Source organism: Comamonas sp. GW821-FHT11H03 (assembly GCF_058807955.1).
In genome coordinates this window covers 538,724-560,841 of record NZ_JBXARF010000002.1, presented here as the reverse complement: position 1 = coordinate 560,841, position 22,118 = coordinate 538,724, and the positions used below count along the sequence as shown (strand labels likewise).

The 22,118-nt window shown below is 63.7% G+C and carries 14 protein-coding genes; 4 read left to right on the top strand and 10 right to left on the bottom strand.

Going from position 1 to position 22,118, the window contains the following annotated elements:
- Nucleotides 1-165 precede the first annotated feature (165 nt).
- The 4 genes from AC1RTQ_RS07000 to lldD all read left to right on the top strand — a co-directional run bounded on the left by AC1RTQ_RS07000 (nucleotide 166) and on the right by lldD (nucleotide 5,786).
- Complete coding sequence (locus tag AC1RTQ_RS07000) at nucleotides 166-1,824, top strand: L-lactate permease (protein WP_302092025.1); 1,659 nt, start codon at nucleotides 166-168, stop codon at nucleotides 1,822-1,824.
- Nucleotides 1,825-2,203: 379 nt separating this feature from the next.
- Nucleotides 2,204-3,868: an L-lactate permease gene (gene lldP, locus AC1RTQ_RS06995; protein WP_409814480.1), complete on the top strand. Its 1,665-nt coding sequence runs from the start codon at nucleotides 2,204-2,206 to the stop codon at nucleotides 3,866-3,868.
- 17 nt (nucleotides 3,869-3,885) lie between these two features.
- Nucleotides 3,886-4,656 carry a transcriptional regulator LldR gene (gene lldR / locus AC1RTQ_RS06990; protein WP_302093133.1) on the top strand — a complete coding sequence of 257 codons (771 nt, stop codon included), beginning with the start codon at nucleotides 3,886-3,888 and terminating at the stop codon, nucleotides 4,654-4,656.
- Nucleotides 4,653-5,786 carry an FMN-dependent L-lactate dehydrogenase LldD gene (lldD, locus tag AC1RTQ_RS06985; protein WP_492874821.1) on the top strand — a complete coding sequence of 378 codons (1,134 nt, stop codon included), beginning with the start codon at nucleotides 4,653-4,655 and terminating at the stop codon, nucleotides 5,784-5,786. The genes lldR and lldD overlap by 4 nt, the downstream gene beginning before the upstream one ends.
- A gap of 116 nt (nucleotides 5,787-5,902) precedes the next feature.
- Here the strand turns inward: lldD and pbpC are convergent, their stop codons facing one another.
- The 10 genes from pbpC to AC1RTQ_RS06935 all read right to left on the bottom strand — a co-directional run bounded on the left by pbpC (nucleotide 5,903) and on the right by AC1RTQ_RS06935 (nucleotide 22,118).
- The gene (gene pbpC, locus AC1RTQ_RS06980) at nucleotides 5,903-8,302 is read right to left on the bottom strand and encodes a penicillin-binding protein 1C (RefSeq protein ID WP_492874820.1); all 2,400 of its coding nucleotides are present in this window, start codon (nucleotides 8,300-8,302) and stop codon (nucleotides 5,903-5,905) included.
- A 135-nt stretch (nucleotides 8,303-8,437) separates the two neighbouring features.
- The gene (locus AC1RTQ_RS06975) at nucleotides 8,438-8,995 is read right to left on the bottom strand and encodes an HdeD family acid-resistance protein (protein WP_012837236.1); all 558 of its coding nucleotides are present in this window, start codon (nucleotides 8,993-8,995) and stop codon (nucleotides 8,438-8,440) included.
- A 106-nt stretch (nucleotides 8,996-9,101) separates the two neighbouring features.
- A complete protein-coding gene (locus AC1RTQ_RS06970; RefSeq protein ID WP_492874819.1) occupies nucleotides 9,102-9,977 on the bottom strand; it encodes an endonuclease/exonuclease/phosphatase family protein in 876 nt (291 codons plus the stop codon).
- Between the two features lie 67 nt (nucleotides 9,978-10,044).
- A complete protein-coding gene (locus tag AC1RTQ_RS06965) occupies nucleotides 10,045-10,431 on the bottom strand; it encodes a VOC family protein (protein WP_302092034.1) in 387 nt (128 codons plus the stop codon).
- Nucleotides 10,432-10,465: 34 nt separating this feature from the next.
- On the bottom strand, nucleotides 10,466-11,332 hold the full coding sequence (locus AC1RTQ_RS06960; protein WP_302092035.1) for a carbohydrate ABC transporter permease: 867 nt from the start codon (nucleotides 11,330-11,332) through the stop codon (nucleotides 10,466-10,468).
- The gene (locus AC1RTQ_RS06955) at nucleotides 11,329-12,249 is read right to left on the bottom strand and encodes a carbohydrate ABC transporter permease (RefSeq protein ID WP_302092036.1); all 921 of its coding nucleotides are present in this window, start codon (nucleotides 12,247-12,249) and stop codon (nucleotides 11,329-11,331) included. Before AC1RTQ_RS06955 ends, AC1RTQ_RS06960 begins: the two co-directional genes overlap by 4 nt.
- Nucleotides 12,250-12,284: 35 nt before the next feature.
- On the bottom strand, nucleotides 12,285-13,574 hold the full coding sequence (locus AC1RTQ_RS06950; RefSeq protein WP_302092037.1) for an ABC transporter substrate-binding protein: 1,290 nt from the start codon (nucleotides 13,572-13,574) through the stop codon (nucleotides 12,285-12,287).
- A 46-nt stretch (nucleotides 13,575-13,620) separates the two neighbouring features.
- Nucleotides 13,621-14,742, bottom strand: a complete 1,122-nt coding sequence (locus AC1RTQ_RS06945) for an ABC transporter ATP-binding protein (protein WP_302092038.1) — start codon at nucleotides 14,740-14,742, stop codon at nucleotides 13,621-13,623.
- Nucleotides 14,743-14,969: 227 nt separating this feature from the next.
- A complete protein-coding gene (locus AC1RTQ_RS06940) occupies nucleotides 14,970-20,984 on the bottom strand; it encodes an alpha-2-macroglobulin family protein (RefSeq protein ID WP_492874818.1) in 6,015 nt (2,004 codons plus the stop codon).
- 153 nt (nucleotides 20,985-21,137) lie between these two features.
- Entirely contained in the window at nucleotides 21,138-22,118 is a 981-nt protein-coding gene (locus tag AC1RTQ_RS06935; RefSeq protein WP_302092040.1) for a Bug family tripartite tricarboxylate transporter substrate binding protein, read from the bottom strand.

Below are 22,118 nucleotides of genomic sequence, written 5' to 3'. Positions count from 1 at the left end.
TGGTAGCCCTCATCGTCGTGATCGGCGGTGCACTATGGTTTGAAGTGATTTATGCCGGTTTTGAAATTTTCTTCAGCGAGAAAAAATCAAGGGCTATTGCTAGGTGTGCAAGCCTATTGGCACAGTCACCATCCTTGTCACCACAACAAACAGGAGACAACAGAGATGGTTTGGCAACAGGTCTACGACCCACTATCGAACATGTGGCTATCCACATTGCTTGCGGCCATTCCGGTCGTGGTGATGCTGGTGGGCCTGGGCTTTTTGCACATGAAGGCCCACCTGGCCGCAGGCGCAGGCCTTATTGCAGCGCTGCTGATTGCAGTCTTTGTCTACAACATGCCCGGCGAAATGGCGGGGCGTGCTGCCTTGTTCGGCGGCTTCACCGGCCTGCTGCCCATTGGCTGGATTGTGCTGAACATCATCTTCCTGCATCAGCTGACCGAGCAGAACGGCAGCTTCAAGGTGCTGCAGGATTCGCTTTCCGGCATCACCGAAGACCGCCGCATCCAGCTGCTGCTGATTGCCTTCTCCTTCGGTGCCTTTTTCGAAGGCGCTGCCGGCTTCGGCACGCCCGTGGCCGTGACGGCCGCCATTCTGATCGGCCTGGGCTTTTCGCCGCTGGCGGCATCCGGCCTGTCGCTGATCGCCAACACCGCTCCCGTGGCCTTTGGCGCACTGGGCACGCCCGTCATCACGCTGGCCAAGGTCCATGGCTACGATCTGATGGAAGTGACTGCCATGATCGGCCGCCAGCTGCCCTTCTTCTCGGTGCTGGTGCCGTTCTGGCTGATCTGGGCCTTTGCCGGTCGCAAGGGCATGATGGAGATCTGGCCCGCGATTCTGGTCACCGGCCTGTCGTTTGCCATTCCCCAGTACCTGGTCTCCAACTTCATCGGCCCGGAACTGGTGGACATCATCGCGGCCATTGTTTCCATGACCAGCCTGATCCTGTTCCTGCGCGTCTGGCAGCCCAAGAAGATCTGGACCTCGGCCTCGCTGCGCGGCAAGGATGTCAGCGCCTCCGAAGTCAAGCCGCCCCAGCCCGTAGCCAAGCACAGCAGGAGCGCGCTGATCGCCGCCTGGACACCCTGGATCATTCTCTCGGTGTTTGTGTTCATCTGGGGTCTGCCGCCGGTCAAGGCCTGGCTCAACAGCCTGTTTGCCCCCGCTTTCCCCATGACGGGCCTGCACAATCTGATCGAGAAAATGCCGCCCGTGGTGCCTCAGCCGACCAAGGAAGGCGCGGTCTACACGCTGAACCTGCTGTCGGCCACCGGAACCGGCATTCTGCTGTCTGCCATCGTCAGCGCCTTCGTCATGAAGTACAACCCGGTGACCATAGTGCGCACCTTCTTCAAGACCACCTGGCTGGTGCGCTACTCGCTGCTGACCATCGTGCTGATGCTGGCCCTGGGCACACTGACACGCTACTCGGGCACTGACACCACCCTGGGCCTGGCCTTTGCCAACACCGGTGTGTTCTACCCCTTCTTCGGCACGCTGATGGGCTGGCTGGGCGTGGCGCTCACGGGCTCGGACACGGCGTCCAACGTGCTGTTCGGCGGCATGCAGAAAGTCGCTGCCGATCAGTTGGGCCTGTCCCCCAACCTCATGGGTGCCGCCAACAGCTCGGGCGGCGTGATGGGCAAGATGATCGATGCGCAATCCATTGTCGTGGCTTCGACCGCCACACGCTGGTTCAACCGCGAGGGCGACATCCTGCGCTATGTGTTCTTCCACTCCATCGCCCTGGCCTGCCTGATGGGCCTGTTCGTCACCATGCAGGCCTATGTCTGGCCCTTCCATCTGATGGTGAATTGACGCGCCCCCTGAGCCGCTTTGCGGCGTCCCTCCAGGGGGACGGCAATGAGCTTGTCCATAAAAGCCGCAGCGCCCCAGGCCTGCGGTTTTTTTATGTTCTCAGAATTTCATACCGCCCCAATTGGTATTACCAATTAATTTCATAAATCAAGGGAAAACCATGAATTTCAAGACTTATTTCGCTTCATACAATCCACTCCACTTGAAATCGACCGATATTGGTAATACCAATTTAGCAAGCAAGACTGGAATAACTCAGGCCCGCCTATGGCGCGGCACAGCCGGTTTTGCGCACGGTCATTTTTGAAAATTTGACGGGGAAGACTTCTGGGCAGTCAGGAGGCTTGACCTCCCCGCGCATCTCCAGGAGATCAAGGCAATGCAAGAAATCTGGTCGCAGAACTACGACCCCGCAGGCAATGTGTGGGTGTCGGCGCTGGTGGCGCTCATACCCATCATCTTTTTCTTTCTCGCGCTGACCAAGCTGCGCCTCAAGGGCTATGTGGCGGGCACCATCACGGTGGCGCTGTCTCTGGCCGTGGCGCTGCTGTTCTATCGCATGCCGGTCGCCAACGCGCTGGCCGCAGGCGTCTACGGCTTCTTCTACGGTCTGTGGCCGATTGCCTGGATCATTGTCGCGGCGGTCTTTCTCTACAAGGTCTCGGTCAAGACCGGGCAGTTCGACATCATCCGCTCGTCGATTCTGTCAGTCACCGAAGACCAGCGTCTGCAGCTGATCCTGGTGGGCTTTTGCTTCGGTGCCTTTCTTGAGGGAGCTGCCGGTTTCGGCGCCCCCGTGGCCATCACGGCAGCGCTGCTGGTGGGCCTGGGTTTCAGGCCTTTATATGCAGCGGGCCTGTGCCTGATCGGCAATACCGCTCCTGTGGCCTTCGGCGCCATGGGCATTCCCGTCATCGTGGCCGCTCAGGTCTCGGGCGTCGATGTCATGGCCATCAGCCAGATGGCCGGCCGCCAGTTGCCCTTCATGACCATCATCGTGCTGTTCTGGCTCATGGCCATCATGGACGGCTGGCGCGGCGTCAAGGAAACCTGGCCTGCGGTGCTGGTGGGCGGCGGCAGCTTTGCACTCGGACAGTTTCTGACAGCCAACTACATCGGCCCCGAACTGCCGGACATCACTTCGGCCATCTTCGCCCTGGTGACACTGACCACCTTCCTCAAGTTCTGGCAGCCCAAGCGCATCTTCCGCTTCGACACCGAGCCGGGCGCGGCAAAGATCCAGACAGCGGCCCCCGTCAAGCTGACCACCGGCATGGTGCTCAAGGCCTGGTCGCCCTTCATCATCCTCACGGCCATGGTGACCATCTGGAGCCTCAAGCCCTTCAAGGCGCTGTTCGCCTCGGGCGGCGCACTGTCCGGCACGGTCTTCAGCATTCCCGTTCCCATGCTGCACAATCTGGTGCAGAAAATGGCTCCCGTCGTTGCCACGCCCACGCCTTATGGCGCGGTCTATTCCTTCAACTGGCTGTCGGCCACGGGAACCGCGATCCTGATCGCCGCCGTGCTCTCCATTCTTTTGCTGCGCCTCAAGCCTGCCGTGGCAGTCCGGACCCTGGGCGAGACCTTCAAGGAACTGGCACTGCCCATCTACTCCATCGGCATGGTGCTGGCCTTCGCCTTCATCGCCAACTACTCCGGCCTGTCCACCACGCTGGCCATGGCGCTGGCCCATACCGGCAAGGCCTTTGCGTTCTTCTCGCCCTTCCTGGGCTGGGTCGGCGTGTTCCTCACGGGCTCCGACACCTCGGCCAATGCGCTGTTCGGCGCCCTGCAGGCCACGACGGCAGCGCAGCTGGGGCTGCCCGAGGTTCTGGCCGTGACGGCCAACACCACCGGCGGCGTAACCGGCAAGATGATCTCGCCCCAGTCCATCGCCATTGCCTGCGCAGCCGTAGGCCTGGCCGGCAAGGAATCGGACCTGTTCCGCTTTACCGTCAAGCACAGCCTGGCCTTCCTGGTGCTGATCGGCATCATCTGCACGCTGCAGGCTTATGTGTTTCCGTGGATGATTCCCACCACCTGAAACTCCTGCCAGACCCCATGTCCGCCATCCGCCTGTCCGACCGCGTTGCCCAGCAGTTGCTGGAGCTGATCCAGAGCACCCAGCTCCAGAGCGGCGCAAGGCTGCCGACCGAACGGGCGCTGGCCGAGCAACTGGGGGTCTCGCGCACGGCGCTGCGCGAGGCCATACAGAAGCTTGCCAGCCGAGGCGTGCTCGAAAGCCGCGTAGGCGCCGGCACCTTTGTCGGCTCGCGCGTGCCGCTGTGGCACGAACAAGCCGTCGCACCGCTGGAATCCTTGCTGCGCGACGACCCCCAATACCGCTACGACGTGCTGGAAGCACGCCAGGCTCTGGAGCTCAGCACTGCCTGGTATGCGGCCCAGCGTGCCACTGACAAGGACAGGGACCGCATCCGCCACTGTTTCGACGATATGCTGCGCCACCAGCAGGCGCGCGATGCTGCCAGTGCGGCCCGCTCCGATGCGCAGTTCCATCTGGCGATTGCCGAGGCTTCGCACAACGCCGTGCTGGTTCAGCTCATGGGCAGCCTCTTCGAGCTGGTGCTGGGCACCGTGGCCCAGAACCGGCGTTTGATGTTCGTGCATGACGATCTCTCGACGCTGGAGCATCTGACTGCGCAGCACCGCAATCTCATGCAGGCCATTGTCGACGGCGAGCCCGAGCAGGCCAGAAGCGCCATCGGCCAGCACCTGGCCTATGTTCACGAAAAGCTGTCCGAGTCGGATGCCGAAGCGGCCCGACGCAAGCGGCTGGATCGTTTCTCCTCTTCCTCCGCCATTTTTTCATGATCATCTCCTCCACCACCGACTACCGCGCGGCTGCGCAAAAGCGCCTGCCGCCCTTTCTGTTCCACTACCTCGACGGCGGTGCCTATGCCGAGAAGACGCTGGCGCGCAATGTCGACGACCTGGCCGACGTGGCCCTGCGCCAGCGCGTGCTCAAGGACATGAGCCAGCTGGACACCAGCATCGAGCTGTTCGGCGAGAAGTTCTCGATTCCCGTGGCGCTGGCTCCCGTGGGCCTGACCGGCATGTTCGCCCGCCGCGGCGAAGTGCAGGCCGCCATGGCCGCTGACAAGAAGGGCATCCCCTTCACCATGTCCAGCGTCTCGGTCTGCCCCATCGAGGAAGTCGCACCCAGGCTGGGCCGACCGATGTGGTTCCAGCTCTATGTGCTCAAGGACCGGGGCTTCATGAAGAACGCGCTGGAGCGCGCCCAGGCTGCTGGCGTCTCCACCCTGGTCTTCACCGTGGACATGCCCGTGCCCGGTGCCCGCTACCGCGACGCGCACTCGGGCATGAGCGGCCCCAACGCCGCCATGCGCCGCTATCTGCAGGCCGTGACCCATCCGCACTGGGCCCTGGACGTGGGCCTGATGGGCCGCCCACACACGCTGGGCAACATCTCCACCTACAAGGGCCAGAACGTCTCGCTCGAAGACTATATGGGCTATCTGGGCGCGAACTTCGACCCCTCGATCTCGTGGTCGGACCTGGAGTGGATCCGCGACTTCTGGAAGGGTCCCATGCTGATCAAGGGCATCCTCGATCCCGAGGACGCCAGGGATGCCGTGCGCTTCGGCGCTGACGGCATCATCGTCTCCAACCACGGCGGGCGCCAACTCGACGGCGTGCTCTCGTCGGCACGCGCCCTGCCAGCCATTGCCGATGCCGTCAAGGGCCAGATCAAGATCTTTGCCGACTCGGGCGTGCGCAACGGCCTGGACATCGTGCGCCTGCTGGCCCTGGGCGCAGACTGCACCATGATAGGCCGCGCCTTCGTCTACGCGCTGGCCGCCGAGGGCGAAGCCGGCGTGACCAACCTGCTGAACCTGCTCGAGAAGGAAATGCGCGTGGCCATGACGCTGACCAGCGTCAAGAAGGTCTCGGAGATCACGGGCGATCTATTGGTGCGCTGAGCGCCTCGGTGAGACGGCACTGCTGCCTCCCGATGGTTTCGCTTGGGGGGCAGGAATGTCCAGCGGCCATGCCCCCTTCTACAAACCGCTGGCCCAGACCAGCAGTTTTTTCATGTCTATCTTTTTTTCTTGATGTCCTCGGGGCCCGCAACCAGTGCCCCGGCACCGCGCACCTCAAGCGCAATGCTGTCCAGCACCTTGCCAGAGGCATCGAGCAACTCCAGCCTGTGGCGTCCCGGCCAGGGCAGCCAGCCCAGCTGACTGCCGCGCCCCAGCTCGCGCTGCACTTCCCGCATCACGGGTTGCGCATTCTTGTCGGCAGCCGCAGGCGGGCCGTATTGCCGGGTCACCAGCCGCCAGCGCAAGCTGCCGTCACGCCAGTCCTGCTCGGCCGCCATACCGGCCTGGCGCGCCACCAGTTGCACGCGCTGGCTGTCAGGCGGAATATCGGGGTCCAGCGCCAAAATGGTGCCATTGGCCGGACGCGAGATACGCACAGCGGACGCAGCCGCAGCGCTGCCAGACTTGCTGCCTTTTTGCCTTGCAAGGTTTTTCTGCTCCGCACTGCCAGCCACGTGATCCATGGCAAACAGTGATTGCTCGGTCCCTGCCACAAACCATTCTTCGCGTGCGCTTTCGATAGGCGTGGCGCCGCTTGCCAACGCACCGAACTGCACTTGCTGCTGCAGCACACCGCTCGGAGCCCTGGGCGCACGGCTGGACAGGTTGCGATGCAAAAAGCCCATGATATCGGCCCAGATGGGCGCTGCGCCGCTGGTGCCGCTGACCGAATGCATGGCCTCGCCACCCGCATTGCCCACCCAGACGCCCACGGTGTAGCGCTCGGACCAGCCCACGGCCCAGTTGTCGCGCATATCCTTGCTGGTGCCGGTTTTCACAGCCGTCCAGAAGCGCGTGGCCAGCACGCTGTCCGTGCCGAACGTTGGGGCCCGCGCCATATTGTCGGAGAGGATGTCGCCCACGATGAAGGCGGCCCGCGCATCCAGCGCCTGCAGCGCGTCGTCGCCGGTTTTGCTGCCGGCCTTGCGGCTTTCAGCCTGAGGCAAGGCCCAACTCACGGGGCGATATTGACCGCCATTGCCCAGTGCCCGATAGGCATTGGTCAGATTGAGCAGCGCGACCTCGCTGCTGCCCAGCGCCAGGCTGAAGCCGTAATAGCCCCCGCTTTCGCGCAGCGGCAGGCCCAGTTTCTTGAGCTGCTCGAAGAAGGCGTCGGGCGTGATCATGACCAGCGTGCGCACCGCAGGCACATTGAGCGAGGATGCCAGCGCCGTGCGCGCCGACACCCAGCCCTTGAAGCGCCGGTCGTAGTTCTGCGGAATGTAGAGGCCGTTCTGCGTGGGAATATGGGCCGATGAATCCTCGATCAGCGAGGCGGCCGTGATGCGCTTTTCGGCAATCGCCTGGGCATAGAGAAAAGGCTTGAGCGTGGAGCCGGGCTGACGCAGCGCGGTGACGCCATCGACCTCGGACGCCTGGCTCAGCGTTCCTGAGGAGCCGACCCAGGCCAGAATCTCGCCTGTCCGGTTGTCCAGCACCACGGCCGCACCATCTTCCACATTGCGGCCCTGCAACTCGCGCAGATGCTGCTGCAGGCTGGCCACCGCAAAGCGCTGCAAGGGCGCGCTCAAGGTTGAGCGCACCTGCTCCTGCCCCCTGTTCTGGGGCAAGGCCAGCCAGCGCCGCGCGAAATGCGGGGCCACGCCCTCGCTGGCCAGCCATTGACGCCGCTGCAGCACGCTGGAGGTATAGAGCTGCATGGCCGAGCAATCCTTGGCCGCTACATCATCGGGCACCATCACCTGCAGCACGCCGCAGGCACGCTGGGCCACGCGCTCGACAGAGGCATTGGGCGCACGCACCAGGGCCGCAGCAATGGCCGCCTCGCGCGCATCCAACCCATGAGCTGCCTTGCCGTACAGGCTTTGCGACAGCGCAGTTATACCCACGATCTCGCCGCGAAACGGCACCAGGTTCAGATAGGCCTCAAGAATCTGGTCCTTGCGCCAGCGCCTGTCCAGCACCTGGGCCGCCACGGCCTGACCCACCTTCTGCACCACGCTGCGCCCGCCCGATCCCTGACGCCAGTCGCCATCCAGCAGACCGGCGAGTTGCATGGTGATGGTGCTTGCGCCGCGCGTGCGCGTGTTCCAGAGGTTGCCCCAGGCGGCTGCGCTGACGGCAGCCCAGTCCACGCCGCTGTGCTCGTAGAAACGCTTGTCCTCGCTGAGCACCAGGGCCGTGCGCAGTGCCGGCGAGACATCGGCCAATGCCACCCAGGAGCCGCGGCGCACCGTGCTGTCGGTGCGCAGGCGTTGCAGCATCTCGCCTTCGCGCGAAAGCAGCAGGGTCTCCGAGGAGCGATGGTCGCTGCGCACCTCGTCATAGCTGGGCACCGCATGGCTGCTGGCGGCAAGACCCAGCCATAAAGCGGCCGTCATGCCAACGGTTCGCCAGGACTGCTTCATTTTCGGGGGCTGGAGATACCGCTGCATGCCTTGTTCCATGTCCTTGTGTGCTGTTGGAAGTCAGCAGTCATTGTCCCAAAGATGGCATGGCAAACTGCCCGCTCAGACAAGCGGCTGCAAAAAAGCGGCTCCAGCGAGCCGCTTCTGCGAGATCACTGCCCTTCAAGCCGTGAACTTCTTGATCTTGAAGGCCAGTATCACCATCAGCACACCGAAGATGACGGCATAGGTCGCCAGCACCCACAGCATGGCCATCATGCCCGCGCCGGGTTGCATCAGCACGAAGATGCCGAACAGCACTGAGAGCAGCCCCCCGAGCACCAGCACCCACTCGCCTTGAATTTCCTTGCGCAGACGCAGCGCCGCGACGATCTGAAGTACGCCCGTCATCAAGGCCCAGACGCCGATATAGATGGTCAGAACCAGCGCCGTAATCGCAGGGTTGATGACCGTGAGCACCCCCACCACCACCCCCGTCAACCCCCACAGCAAAACCACCCACCAGTGACGCGACTGCTGGCGGCTCTTGATGGCGGTGTAGATGCCTAGCAGGCCATCGACAAACACATAGGCGCCAAACACCAGCACCAGCGCGGCGGCGGATGCTGCGGGCTGCATCCAGGTCAGCACGCCGAAGATGATGGCGGCGGCACCGCGCAACAACAGCACCCACCAGCTACGGTGCAGCATGATGGACATGGACGGAATTTCTACAGGCATGAAGACTCCTCTCTTTTAGAACGTGTTTACGTTCTCAGGGTTTCACAACAGTGCGACTTGTGCTGCCACTCGTCTCTCGACTCCAGCTCCGACACTAGCAACAAGCTCAGCCCAGCGTCAATATCACAGGCTGGTGGTCAGACGCCTGTGTGGCGCTGTCTACACGCCAAGTTTGCACTCTCTGGCACAAGCTGTCGCTGACCCATATCAAGTCACAGGCCCCGGGCTCTGCTCCCCAGGTTCTGTCCACCAGTCTGAAGGTCGGCGGCTGCGGTTGCCCGGGATACAGCACATCCCAGCTATTGCGCCACTGCCCGGCCTGCAGACAGCCTTCCTCGCCGGCAACCCAAGGCGCGGACAGAACGGCATATTCGGGCTCGTGCGGCTCGAAGTTGAAATCCCCGCAAAGCACGGCGTGGCGTGTATGCGGCTTGGTTTGATAGGGCGAGCCATCACTGGCCGGCTGCGGCGGGGCATCGGCCAGCGCACAGGCCTGCATCTGCAGGGCACGCAGTGCGCCGGCCTGAGCCATGCGCTGACGCGTCGAAAAATATTCGAGATGGGTGGTCATGATGCGTACCGGCCCCAGCGCCGCGTCCTCGACCGTGACCACAGAACACATGCGCTGCATGCAGCGCATATCGGCCTCTGCCGGCATGGGCAGCAGATAGTGCTGAACCAGCCGCACCGGCAGCCGCGTGGCAATCAGATTGCCAAAACGCTGATGTCCCCGGGGCGTGAACTCATCGACCGATGCGCCAAAGAAAATCTGCCAGCCCGGCAACAGTGCCTTCAGCTCGGCCGGCTGGTCGCCGGGCCGGCCCTGCAGATCGGGGTAGTTGACGGCGATTTCCTGCAGGCACAGCACATCCAGTCCGCCGGCCTGCTCGCCCATTTGCAGCGCGTGACGCACGATGCGCTCCACACTGACCAGTCCATCCATGCCGCAGCACCATTGCACGTTCCAGGTCAGGATATTCATCTTGTCGTGTCTTTCCAGATTGAAAATGGCTCAAGCCCTGACTTGCCACTATTTTTTCAGCTGCGGATCAGACCAAGGTCTCGCGCAACTGGAACACATTGCCCTCCTTGTCCATGGCATTGCAGGCCGCAAAGCCAGGACCTTGCCAACGCTCGTCAAACACCTGTCCGCCCAGCGCCTGCGCAGCGCTTTTGGCATTGTCAATCGCCGCCACGGTGACGAAGAACTTGAGAGCCACATCGGCACGGCGCTGCGGTGGCGTGCCGATCCTGACCCGCGCCGCAATCTCGGCAGGCAGGGCATGAATCACCAGCTGCAACGCAGCGGACTCCAGCACGATGACGTGCGCATCCTCATGCAGCCGCTGCATGCCCAGAACCTGCTCATAGAAGCCGGCCAGACTCTGGAAATCCTTGGCATAAATCAGCACGCCGGCAGCAGCGGGACCAGGCATCGCCAACTCCTCAAATGGTTTGACTGTATCCCACTCACTTGATGCCCGCGCGCATGAAGCTTTGCACGAACTGGCGCTGGAACAGCAGGAATGCGATCAGCAGCGGCCCTGAAGTCATCAGCGTGGCGGCGCAGATGCTCGACCATTCCACGCCCGATTCCACGCTGGAGAAAACCTGCAGCCCTACGGTGAGCGGACGCGCCTGGACGCTGTTGGTGATGATCAGAGGCCAGAGAAAATTATTCCAGTGAAAGCTCACCGAAACCAGCGCAAACGCGGTGTAGACCGGCCTGGCCAGCGGTACGTAGACACGCCAGAGAATCTGCAGCGTGCTGGCACCTTCCACGCGCGCAGCTTCGTCCAGCTCGCGGGGTATGCCCATAAAGGTCTGGCGCAGCAAAAAGATGGCAAAGGCCGAGGCGAAATACGGCAGACCTATGCCCAACAGGCTATCGACCGCGCCCAGCCCGGACATGGTCTGATAGTTGGCCACCAGCAGGATGTCCGGCATGATCATCAGCTGTATCAGCACCAGCGCAAACGCCACATTGCTGCCGCGAAAGCGCAAGCGTGCAAAGGCAAATGCAGCCAGCGTGGACAGCAGCAGCTGCACCGCCAAAATCATGGCCACCAGCAAGATGGTGTTGAGAAAATAGCGCGCAAACGGCGCGGCTTCCCAGGCATGGCGGAAGTTCTGCAGCGTCCAGGGCGCCGACAGATCGAGGCGCGTGGACGCATCGGACGGATGAAACGCCGTCCAGACCGCATACGCCAGCGGCAGCAGCCACAGCAGCGCCAGCGTCCAGGCGGCCAGGGTGTCCAGCCATGAAGCGCCATAAAAGCTCACGCCCTGGCTTGCCCGTGCGCTCCTGCGCCCCGACAGAAATGCAGCAGCTGTCATTGATAGTGCACCTTTTTGTCCAGCACGAAGAACTGGAACAGTGCCACGGCAGCCAGCACCACGACCAGCACCACGGTGATGGCCGCTGCATAGCCGGTATCCCAGAACTTGAAGCCCACTTCGTAGAGGTGATAGAGCAGCAGCGTGGAGGCATTGTCCGGCCCGCCGCGCGTGAGAATGAACACATGGTCCACCAGCCGGAAGGCATTGATCACGGCGTTGACCAGGATGAACAGCGTGGTCGGCATGAGCAGCGGCCACTGCACGCGGCGCAGGAAATACCAGCGCGATGCGCCTTCGATGACCGCCGCCTCCTTGAGGCTGGGATTGAGCGTCTGCAGCGCGGCCAGATAGAAGATCATGAAAAAGCCTGCCTCCTTCCACACGGCCACCAGCGTGATGCAGGCCAGGGCCGTGGATGGATCGCCCAGCCAGTTGTGCGCGTCCAGGCCCAGTGCGCCGCGCACCTGCTCCAGCAGTCCGTACTGAGGCGTGTAGAAGAACAGCCAGATATTGGCCACGGCAATCATGGGCAGCACCGTGGGCGTGAAATACGCCATGCGCAGCAAGGCCCGCCCCGCGAGTTTCTCGTTGACCCACAGCGCCATCAGCAAGGCCAGCCCCATGGACAGCGGAATGGTGGCGGCGGCAAACCAGAGGTTGTTGCGCACGGCCTGCCAGAACACGGGGTCGTCGACCATGAGCGCGTAGTTTTCCAGACCCACCCATTCGCCGGACTGGCCGCCACGCCCCGTGGCATGCAGGCTGTCGATCAACGTGGACAAGGCCGGCCAGTGCGTAAAGCCCAGCAGCAGCACCAGCGCCGGCATGAGCAGCAGCCAGGCATGCACGGCCTGCTGTCGCGCGGCGGCCTGCGCCAGCCGGCGGGCGGCCCTGGATGACAAAGGCGCAGACATGGCGCCCTTGCCGGTTTCAAGCGCCGGACTGCTCATTACTGGTAGCGACGCAGAATGCGCTCGGATTCCTTCTGCGCGTCGTCCATGGCCTGGGCTGCGGTCTTGGTGCCGTTAAGGGCCGCCTGAATCGCATCGTTGAGCACCTTGGTCACGCGCTGGTTCTCATGGGTGGAATACTCGGCCACCGACACGGGCAGTTGATCGCGCGCCACCAGTGCCTGGGGAAATTCCTGGCCGTACTTCTTGAGTGCGGGAGTCTCGTAGGCAGCAGGCGAGACAGCCACATAGCCGCTGTCCATGCTCCACTGCGCTGCACGCTCTGGCTGCGTCACCCATTTGGCAAACTCGAACGCAGCCTGCTGCTGCTGCCTGGGCGCATTCTTGAAGATGTAGAAATTGCCCCCGCCCGTGGGCGAGCCCTTGCGGACATTGCCGGCGATCTGGCCCACACCGAAGTCGAACTTGGCATTGGCGCGGATATTGGTGAGATTGCCCGTGGTCGTCACGATGATGGCGGCCTTCTTTTCCATGAAGTCCCTGGGCGTCGTGCCCCACTCCACCACACCTGCAGGGTGCACGCCGTCCTTGACCAGGCCGACCCAGAAGTTCAGCGCCTCCACCACCTTGGGGTGGTTGAGCATGACGCGGGTGCCGGACTCATTGGCCAGCAGCACATCATTGGGCGTGGTCAGGGTCTGCAGCATCCAGTAGCCAAAGCCGGTGGACGGAATCTGGATGCCGTATTGCACGACCTTGCCGCTGGCGTCTTTCCTGGTCAGCTTGTGGGCGGCCTCCTTGAGCTCCTTCCAGTTCTGGGGCGCCTTGTCGGGGTTCAGGCCGGCCTCCTTGAAAGCTTCCTTGTTGTAGTACATCACCACGGTGGAGCGCTGAAAGGGCACGCCCCAGGTCTTGCCGCCGGCCTGGCTGTTGGCCATGAAGGCCGGGTAAAAGCCCTTGAGCCAGGCCTTGTCGGCATCGGTCTTCACGAAGTCGTCAATGGGCGCAATCGCGCCTTCGTCCATCAGCGTGAACATATCGGTGGACAGCAGCACCGAGCTCGCAGGCGCCTTGCCGGCCTTGTGCGCCGTCAGCGCCTTGACGATGGTTTCCTGATAGGTGCCCGCATAGATGGGCGTGAGCTTGTATTGCGGATGCGCCTTGTTGAAGTCCGCCGCATAACCGTCTATCACCTTGGTGATGGGGCCGCCCACGGCCACCGGGTAATAGAAAGGCACTTCCAGCGGGGACTGCGCAAGAGCAGTGCCCGCCAGGCCAAGGCCGGCGACAGCGGCGAACAGGCCGTGAACAAAGGTATGGCGACGCATGGGAATCTCTCCTCGGGATTTGCAGACAATGGAAAACACCGGCGGCTCAGGCTGCGGCCAGCAAGGAGCGGGCGGATTCCACCGCCTGCCCGCACACATGAATGCGCCCGCCCTGCGCATCGAACCAATGCGCAGCCTGCTGCGGCCAGTACAGGATCACGCCTTGTCCAGGCCGCAGATCTGCATGGGCATGGCCGGGCACACGCGCCGTCAGCAGCTCGCTGCCAACCTGGCAGCGCAGCACCAGATCGGCACCCAGATATTCAAAGCCCTGCACGGTGGCCGAAATGCCGTTGCCCAGCCCCTCGTTGCCGCCGTCGACATCACCTGCCACGGCAATCACCTCGGGCCGCACGCCCAGCGCCTGCGGATAGGCGCTGCCGGTCACCAGATCCGGGGCCACGACCACATCGCTGCCGGCAATCCGGTTGCCTTGCAGGGCAACGATATTCATGGCGGGCGTGCCGATAAAGCGCGCGGCAAATGTGGTTGCGGGCCGGGCATAGATCTCGCGCGGCCCGGCGGCCTGTTCCACCAGACCCTTGTTGAGCAGCACCACCTGATCGGCCATGCTCATGGCCTCGGCCTGATCGTGGGTCACATAGACCACCGTGAGACCCAGACGCTGCTGCAGCTCACGCAGCTCGGCGCGCATTTCCTGGCGCAGCTGGGCATCGAGATTGGACAGCGGCTCGTCCATCAGACAGACCCTGGCCTGCGCCACCAGCGCACGGCCCAGCGCAACGCGTTGCTGCTGACCGCCCGAGAGTTGCCCGGGCCGACGCTCCAGCAGTGCCGTCAGCCCCAGCAGCTCGGCCGTTTGCTCAAGACGCTGCTCGCGCTCGGCCTTGGCAACCTTGCGCACCTGCAGACCGAACTGGATGTTGTCGGCCACGCTCAGATGCGGGAACAGCGCATAGTTCTGAAACACCATGGCAATGCCGCGCTGCGCGGGCGGCAGATGAGTGACGTCGCGACCATCGATGCGCACCGACCCCGAGCTAGGCGTGTCCAGCCCGGCGATCATGCGCAAGGTGGTGGATTTGCCGCAGCCCGAAGGGCCGAGCAGGACGCAGAACGAGCCTGGTTCAATGCGCAGATTCACGGCATGCAGGGCCGTGGCGTCACCCCAGGATTTGGCGACGTTCTCCAGCTCGATCAAAGACATCGCGCCAGTCTAGAAAGACTGGATGACAGCCGCGTGTCAACTTGAGTGTCATCAAAAACAGGAGCTTCTTGCGCTCTCTATTCATAGATTTCAGATTGAAATGACTTTGAATCATCCTGTTCAAAGGCGCAAGCAGCTTCTGTATTCATAGCATCAGTGCATGAAAAAGCCCCGGCCGCTTGCGCAGACCGGGGCTTGGCCGAGCCCGGCAGAAAACCGCCGAGGGCTTACTTGGGCATCACCACCTTGAGCTTGGCGTTGGGAATTTCGCCAAACATCTCGGGCGCATACAGCGCTTCGGCACGTGTGGGCGGCAGGGCGAATTCACCGGCGTTGTTCAGGCGCACCGTGTATTCGACCTTGGTCGTGCCTGCGGGCAGGTACTGGTAGTAGGCACGGTAGGACTCGAAGCTGCGCTCCTCATAGGCCAGCCAGCCGGCCCCCTCCTGCTTCTCGCCCTTGGACGCGATCTCCGAATCACGGCCCAGGCCGCCGCCCAGAATGGTCGCCCCCGTGGGAATGGGGTCGGTGATGGCCACCCAGGTCATATCGGTCTTGGCCTGCACCTCCAGCGTCACGCGCAGCACATCGCCGCGCGTGTACTGGCCGCCACCGAACAGGCCCTTGTCCGCCTGCTCCACCGGCGTCACGGTCTTCTTGATGGTGTAGCCGGCGCTGAACGGAGCCTTGAGGGCCACGGCCGCCACGGACTGCACGGTCAGCCAGGGCTTGCCCGTGCCTTGCTGCGTGACGCTGAGCTGGCCCTTGCCGGCCTTGGCCCAGGGCATGAACATGGTGTTATTCATCAGACCGCCGGCGCGCACGGGATCACCAAACAGGCTGCTGGCATGGGCCGTGCCCTGCGCATCCTCGGCCGTGGCACGCCTGACATCAGCCCAGTTCACCTTGGCCTCGTTGCCGTTCATGCTGGCCACGGTGCTGCCGGCCACGGGCTCGGACTCGAACTTCTGCGAGAAGCGGCGCAACGCCAGCGCTCCCCAGAGGTTGGCCGTGGTCGTGTGCCAGGCACCGCCCTGCTGGCGTGCGATAAAGCCGCTGACCAGACGCGGCATGTCTTCGGCCCATGCCGCATCGTTGATGGTCGCCAGAATCAGGCGCGCCAGATTCACGTCCGGGCCCTGCATCAGCCACCACCAGCCATCGTCCTGATCGGTCGAGAAGCCGGCACGCGTGCCGTTGTAGGTCAGGCGGGCACGCAGAATCTGCATGGCCTGGGCCAGGCGCTCGTCGCGCTGCGGCGCATCGCTCATGCGCTGCAGCAGCTGCACCCAGTCGATGACCGTGTGCGTGGGCCACTGGTTGGGCGTGGCGTTGATGCTGTCGAGCATGCGCGGCGTGGCCTTGCCCGACAGTGCCAGCGCGGCAATCGCCGCCAGCTTGCGCATTTCCAGATCCTTGCGCGGGCTCCAGAAGTTGCGCTGGATGCGGCCTTCCACAAACGCGATCAGGCCGTCCTCCATGCGCGCACGATCGGAGGCAGGAATCACGAAGCGCTTGTCAACGCCTTGTGCCAGGGCCGACAGGTTAAGCAGATGCGCGGTCAGCGTGTCGCTGCCTCGGCTGAGCGATCCGTCCTGGGGCGGGAAGTAGTTGGCCAGGCCGTCACCGTCCAGATAGTTGGGCAGCTGGGCCATGATGCTGCCCCACAGCTCGGCGTTGTTCATGCCGACGGCCTTGCTGGTGGTCTGCTCCAGGCAGGTGTAGGGATAGCGGGCCCACCAGTCGCGCACGCCGGGCAGACCTTCGGTCAGCTTGGGCACCAGCGACATCTGCAGACCGCCACGGCCGGGCAGCGCGTCGGCGGGCGGATTCACGGGCACGCTGTAGCTGCCGTTGACCTGCACCAGCGTGGCCTGCTGCACCGACAGCGGGACAGCGGGCACGATGCGCTGGCTGATCTTGAGCGCATCCTGCGCCGCATCGGCGCCGCCAGCGGTGTCGCGCGCGGAAATCTCCCAGATCAGCGCCTCGACACGCGTGCCCGAGAGCTGGGCCGGAGCCTTCACATCCCAGGCCACTTCACGCGCCTCACCAGCGGGAATCTCCACCTTCTGGGCCTTGAGCTCCAGCATGGTGGCACGCGGCGTGACCTCCACCTTCATGGCCTTGGCCGAGGTGTTGCGCAACGTGACCTGGGCGCGGAACTGATCGTCCTCGCGCACTAGAGGCGGCAGGCCGCTGATGATCTGCAGATCCTGCGTGGTACGGATCGCCGCCTGGCCGGTGCCGAACAGGCTCACGCCCGCATCGGCCACGGCCACCACCTGGAAGGTGGTCAGGGCGTCGTTGAGCGGCACCTCGATCAGCGCCATGCCGTTGCCGTCCAGCACCACATCGGGCTTCCACAGCAGCAGGGTGTCGAGCAGTTCGCGCGTGGGGCTGCGGCCACCGCCACCGCCCGCAGGCACGGCCTTCTTGCCGTAATGGCGTCGGCCGATCACCTCCATCTGGGCCGTTGCCGTCTGCACACCCCATTCGCGGCGTGTCAGCATGGCATCGAGCAGATTCCAGCTGCTGTTGGGCATCAGCTCCAGCAAGGCCTGGTCCACGGCCGCCAGCGCCACATGGGCACCCGCAGCAGGCTTGCCATCGGGCAGCGTCGCCTTGATGGTGACCTTGGCTGTGCCGCGCACCTTGTAGCTGGACTTGTCCGAGGAGACCTTGACGTCCAGGGTATTGCTCTTCAAACCCACGCGAATTTCGGACATGCCGAAACGGAAGGCAGGCTTGGAGAGGTCCACCATGGAAGTTGGCGCGATGAATTCCTTGCCGTCATTCCAGAAGGCACGCCACCACTCCATGGGCGACTTGAAGCCCCAGGTGAAGAAGCTGTACCAGGGCACCTCCATCAGGCGGCCGCGCAGCGCCAGCACGCTGACATAGGCATTGGGGCCCCAGTTATCTTCGATCTTGACCTCCACCGTGGGGTTGTCACCCGCCAGCTCCACCACCTGGGTGCTGACGATGCCTTCGCGCTCCACGGCCACCAGCGCCGTGGCGCGGCGGAAGGGCATGCGTACCTGAAAGCGCGCTGTCTCGCCGGGCTCATAGCTCTTGCGCTCGGACAGCACATCCATGCGGTCATGGTCTTCACCACCGAACCAGAGTTCGCCCTGGCCAGTGACCCACACCGAGGTCGCGGCCTGGCTGCTGCGGCCTTCCTTGTCGGCGGCCTTGACGATCAGCTCCACCTCGCCGGGCTGAGACAGCTGGGCCTCGCATTGAACCAGGCCATGGCTGTCGCTGGTGCCCGAGCACACGGTGCCCAGATTCTTGAGCGTGGTCTGGTTGTCGTAGCTGTAGAAGCCGCCCACTAGCCGCTTGCGGCTGGAGGTGGTGATGCGCGCCACGGCCTCGACCTTGACGGGCACGCCTGCCTGGGCCTTGCCTGCCGTATCCAGCGTCAGCGCCTGAAAGCGCAGCTTGCGATCCACCGAGATCCAGTTCTCGGAGCGCACGCCGGCCACCACGGCAGCCGGCCAGATGGTGCGCGTGCTGCGCAGGGTCTGCACCTCGCCATTCGGGTCGGCGTAGGTCGCCTCCATCAGCAGCTCGCGCGGCTCACCGGACTTGGGCAGCTTGTCGATAGCGACCTTGCCCAGACCGTTCTTGTCCAGCGTCACGGACAGCTTGTCGGCCACGACCTTGGTGTCGTCAGCCGCCGTGCTTTCCTCGTCGTCGCTGCTGCCCACGTCCTGGGCGCTGCGCGGCGGGTTGAAGCTGAAGCCATCCCAGCCCGCGAAATCCAGCGATTTGGAGCGCAGCAGAGCCGACACCTTGACCGGCAGATTGGCGGCGGCACCACCCGAGACATAGTTGATCTGCACTTCGGCAGGCACGCTGCTGACAGCGTAGAGCTGCTCCTTGCCGGCCGGGCCCACACGTCCCTCCATCACGGGAAGGCGGAACTCCTCGACACGGAAGATGCCGGTGTTGAAGCTGGAGCGGCGGCCGCTGTCGTTGGCATAGCCCAGCTCCACCGCATATTCGCCCAGCTTGGCGGCCTTGGAGATGGGGAACTCGCTGCTCGCGCTGCCATTGCCATTCCAGTTCAGGGCCTGGGTAAAGCGCTGGCCACTGCCCAGATGGGTGATGGTCAGGCGGTCAGGCTTGTCCTGGGTCTGTTCAAAGCCCGTGGAGTTCTTGCCGGGGCCCGTCAGGGCACGCAGAAAGTGCTTCATGGACACGGTTTCGCCGGCACGGAACAGCATGCGGTCAAACACCGTATGCGCCACTTCGTCGCGCTTGCTGCTGGAGCTGGTCGGCACATTGAAGCGCCAGGACTCTATGCCCTTGTTCCAGTTGCTCCAGACAAAGGCCAGCTCCTCGCCAGCCTCGGTCTTGGCACGCGCACTCACAAAATAGGAGTTGCTGCGGTAGTAGCCGTCTTCATTGCTGCAAGAAGGCGGATTGGGATTGAGGCCGTTAAAGGTCACCAGACCCTGGGCATCACTGACGGCCGAAGCAATCGCCTGGCCGTTGCAGTCCGAGACCTGCACCGTGGCGCCCGGCACCACGGTGCCCTTGTCCAGCGTCGTCACCCAGGCTACCGAGTTTTCACGACCCAGCTTGAAGTGCACGGCCAGATTGGTCACCAGCACCGAGGTACGCACATACATGGTGCGGCCCGCGCCATAGCCTTCATCGAGCAGAGACTGGCCCAGCATGGGCGAGGCGATCTCCACCACCTGGAAGCCCGGGTTCAGCGGAATGCCGACGACCTCGAAGGGGCGCGGGTCGCTCTTGGCCGCCTTGGGAAGCTCCAGCGTCTGGGTCTGGCTCTGGCCGTCCAGCAGCGACAGCATGCGGGTCTGCACCCAGTGCTTGTTGTCGTCGTTGATGACAGGAGGCAAGACCTTTACATCACGCGCAGCGCGCTTGCGCTCCACGCTGTAGCTGTCATAGCGCTCGACCTTCTTGAGCCAGGCGATGATGTCGGCGTCCGAGCCGCCCTTCTTGGTGCGCACCACGCTGGCATCCAGCGACTTGCCCAGAAGCTGCGGCTCCACATTGCGCAGCGTCACGGGCAGCAGCGCCGGGCCCTTGGGACCTTCGGCAAAGCGCTCGACAATGCCGAAGGGCGCGGCGGCAAACTTCACCAGCGGCGGCATATTGCCCGTGGCCGTGGCCAACGGGAACATATTGGCATTGCTCAGCGTGCGACCCGCAGCATCCTTGAACTGCGGCGGCAGCTCCACCACATACTTGGTGTTGGGCTGCATGGTAGCGGGGAAGCTCACGCTGTCCACCAGCGAATCCTCGGCCAGCTTTTCGCCGTTCTGCTCGATGATGGGAGCCACGGCCGAGGCACCGCTCTTGAGGCGTATGCCTTCGATCAGCTTGCGCGGCACCGGCGCGCTGAAGGACAGGCGCATGGGCCGGATCGGCAGGCAGGCGGCGTTGGCGTTCTCGCGCTCGCAGCTGAAGTCGGCGCTGAACGGCTGGCGCACCTGGTACTCGTAGCGCTGCTCGTCCTTGCTGGCCAGGCCGTTGGCCATGGCCACGCCCTTGCCATAGACCAGGGTCATCTTGCTGCCCGAAGTCAGGCGGCGGTTACAGGCCAGCACCGCGAAGTTCTGCGGGTTCTTTGCGGCATCCTTGTCCCAGTGGCGCTGCTTGAGCACGGCCTCGCGGTCCTTGCCCTCGATCAGTTGCACGGGAATGCGCTCACCCACGCCTTCGGAGGTACACCAGACGCGCTGCTTGAGGCTGTCGACGGATGCCGCGCCCGTCAGGCGCAGTGCGAAATACTGCTGCTCGTCCACCTCTTCATAGGTGTTGGGTGCAATGCTGGCCACCTGCGGGCCGCCGGTCTGAAATTGATAGCTGGCTGCGCCCGTCAGAGCTGCACCCGAGACGCTCTTGAACTGAGGGTTGAGTTGGGCCGTGCAACGCACGCCAGCGGGCAGGTTCTGGGCAAAGTCGAAGACCCATTCCTTTTCGCTGTTCCAGCGCCCCGTGCCCTTGGCGGCCTGGGCATCGCTGCACTGCAGGTTGACCGGCGCGGCGGCCTTGGGGTCGCCAAAGCGCACGGCGGCCCCATCGAACTGCACCACCACCTGGCCCACCTTGCTCACATCGCCCTGCGGGCTGAACTGGCGCACCCCCACGGCATGGGCCGCTGTGGCCGTCAGGCCCCATAACAGGCCTGCCTTGAGCAGCTTGCGCCAGTGCGGCGCGATCTGCTCCCTCTTCCTTCCCTCTGCATAAGGCACAGTCATACAGTCACTTTCTTTTCGGGCAGGCTGCTGCCGGCCCTGGCTGTTTGAGTCTGAAGTCTGGAATCAGCGACGCAGCAGTGCAGGACGGCAGAATGCAAAAAGCCCCGCCTCACAAGTGAAGCAGGGCCTTGAGCAGGTGCCGCACGCGCGAAACTACTGCGGCTGGAAACCGCTGCGCTGAATGATACCGGCCCAAACCCTGGAATAGGCGGCCTCACGCTCCCCCAATTGGCGGGGATTCATGTATCCAACTGTAAGCCCCAGTGCCGTCAGCTGCGCGTAAACGTCACGCTGCTTGAGCACATTGCCAACGGCTGCAGAAAAGCGCTCGACAAAGGCCTGGGGCACGCCCTTGGGCGCAAAAATGCCGTAGTAAGGCATGTCCTCGAAGCCCTTGATGCCCTGCTCCAGCAAGGTCGGCACTTCGGGCATGGAAGCCTGACGCTTGGCGCCCAGCACGCCGATCACGCGCAGCTTGCCGGCCTTCTGGTTCTCCATGAAGTCGGGCACCGAGGCGATGCCGGCAGGAATCTGATTGCCCAGCATATCGGCCAGCAAGGGAGCGCTGCCGCGATACGGTGCGGCCACCAGATCGAGCTTGTAGTGCTCGGCCAGGATCTTGACCAGAAATTCGGGCGTCGATGCCGGAGCCGGAATGCCGATGGTGCCGTTCTTGGCACTGCCCCTGGCCCAGGCCGCGTACTCGGCCAGATTCCTCACCGGCGTGTTGCTGGAGACAGCCAGTGCATTCACAAAAGTGGCGACCCCGGCCACGGGAATGAAGTCCTGCTGCGGATCGAAGCCCGGCTTTTTCACGACCTTGGGCAGGATGGAGATGGTGTGGTCATGCGTGAGAAACAGCGTATGGCCGTCCGCAGGCGAGGCCTTGAGCAGTTGCGCCGCAATCTGGCCGCCAGCGCCGGGGCGGTTCTCCACCAGCACCGTCACGCCGCCCAGCTCGTCCTTGAGCTTGTCGGCCAGCAGGCGCGCAATCGCATCCGAGCCGCCGCCGGGCGGAAAGCCCACCAGAATGCGGATGGGCTGGCCCGACGAGGCCCAGGCCACCGAGCCCAGGGCAGACGCGGCAGCCGCTCCCACTCCGGCTTTGAGCCATTGACGACGAGTTTGCGTCAT

Excerpts from the sequence above, each read along its gene's own strand:
- AC1RTQ_RS07000 (WP_302092025.1), top strand. The coding sequence starts at position 166 with ATGGTTTGGCAACAGGTCTACGACCCACTATCGAACATGTGGCTATCC.
- lldP (WP_409814480.1), top strand. The coding sequence starts at position 2,204 with ATGCAAGAAATCTGGTCGCAGAACTACGACCCCGCAGGCAATGTGTGG.
- lldR (WP_302093133.1), top strand. The coding sequence starts at position 3,886 with ATGTCCGCCATCCGCCTGTCCGACCGCGTTGCCCAGCAGTTGCTGGAG.
- lldD (WP_492874821.1), top strand. The coding sequence starts at position 4,653 with ATGATCATCTCCTCCACCACCGACTACCGCGCGGCTGCGCAAAAGCGC.
- pbpC (WP_492874820.1), bottom strand. The coding sequence starts at position 8,302 with ATGCAGCGGTATCTCCAGCCCCCGAAAATGAAGCAGTCCTGGCGAACC.
- AC1RTQ_RS06975 (WP_012837236.1), bottom strand. The coding sequence starts at position 8,995 with ATGCCTGTAGAAATTCCGTCCATGTCCATCATGCTGCACCGTAGCTGG.
- AC1RTQ_RS06970 (WP_492874819.1), bottom strand. The coding sequence starts at position 9,977 with ATGAATATCCTGACCTGGAACGTGCAATGGTGCTGCGGCATGGATGGA.
- AC1RTQ_RS06965 (WP_302092034.1), bottom strand. The coding sequence starts at position 10,431 with ATGCCTGGTCCCGCTGCTGCCGGCGTGCTGATTTATGCCAAGGATTTC.
- AC1RTQ_RS06960 (WP_302092035.1), bottom strand. The coding sequence starts at position 11,332 with ATGACAGCTGCTGCATTTCTGTCGGGGCGCAGGAGCGCACGGGCAAGC.
- AC1RTQ_RS06955 (WP_302092036.1), bottom strand. The coding sequence starts at position 12,249 with ATGTCTGCGCCTTTGTCATCCAGGGCCGCCCGCCGGCTGGCGCAGGCC.
- AC1RTQ_RS06950 (WP_302092037.1), bottom strand. The coding sequence starts at position 13,574 with ATGCGTCGCCATACCTTTGTTCACGGCCTGTTCGCCGCTGTCGCCGGC.
- AC1RTQ_RS06945 (WP_302092038.1), bottom strand. The coding sequence starts at position 14,742 with ATGTCTTTGATCGAGCTGGAGAACGTCGCCAAATCCTGGGGTGACGCC.
- AC1RTQ_RS06940 (WP_492874818.1), bottom strand. The coding sequence starts at position 20,984 with ATGACTGTGCCTTATGCAGAGGGAAGGAAGAGGGAGCAGATCGCGCCG.
- AC1RTQ_RS06935 (WP_302092040.1), bottom strand. The coding sequence starts at position 22,118 with ATGACGCAAACTCGTCGTCAATGGCTCAAAGCCGGAGTGGGAGCGGCT.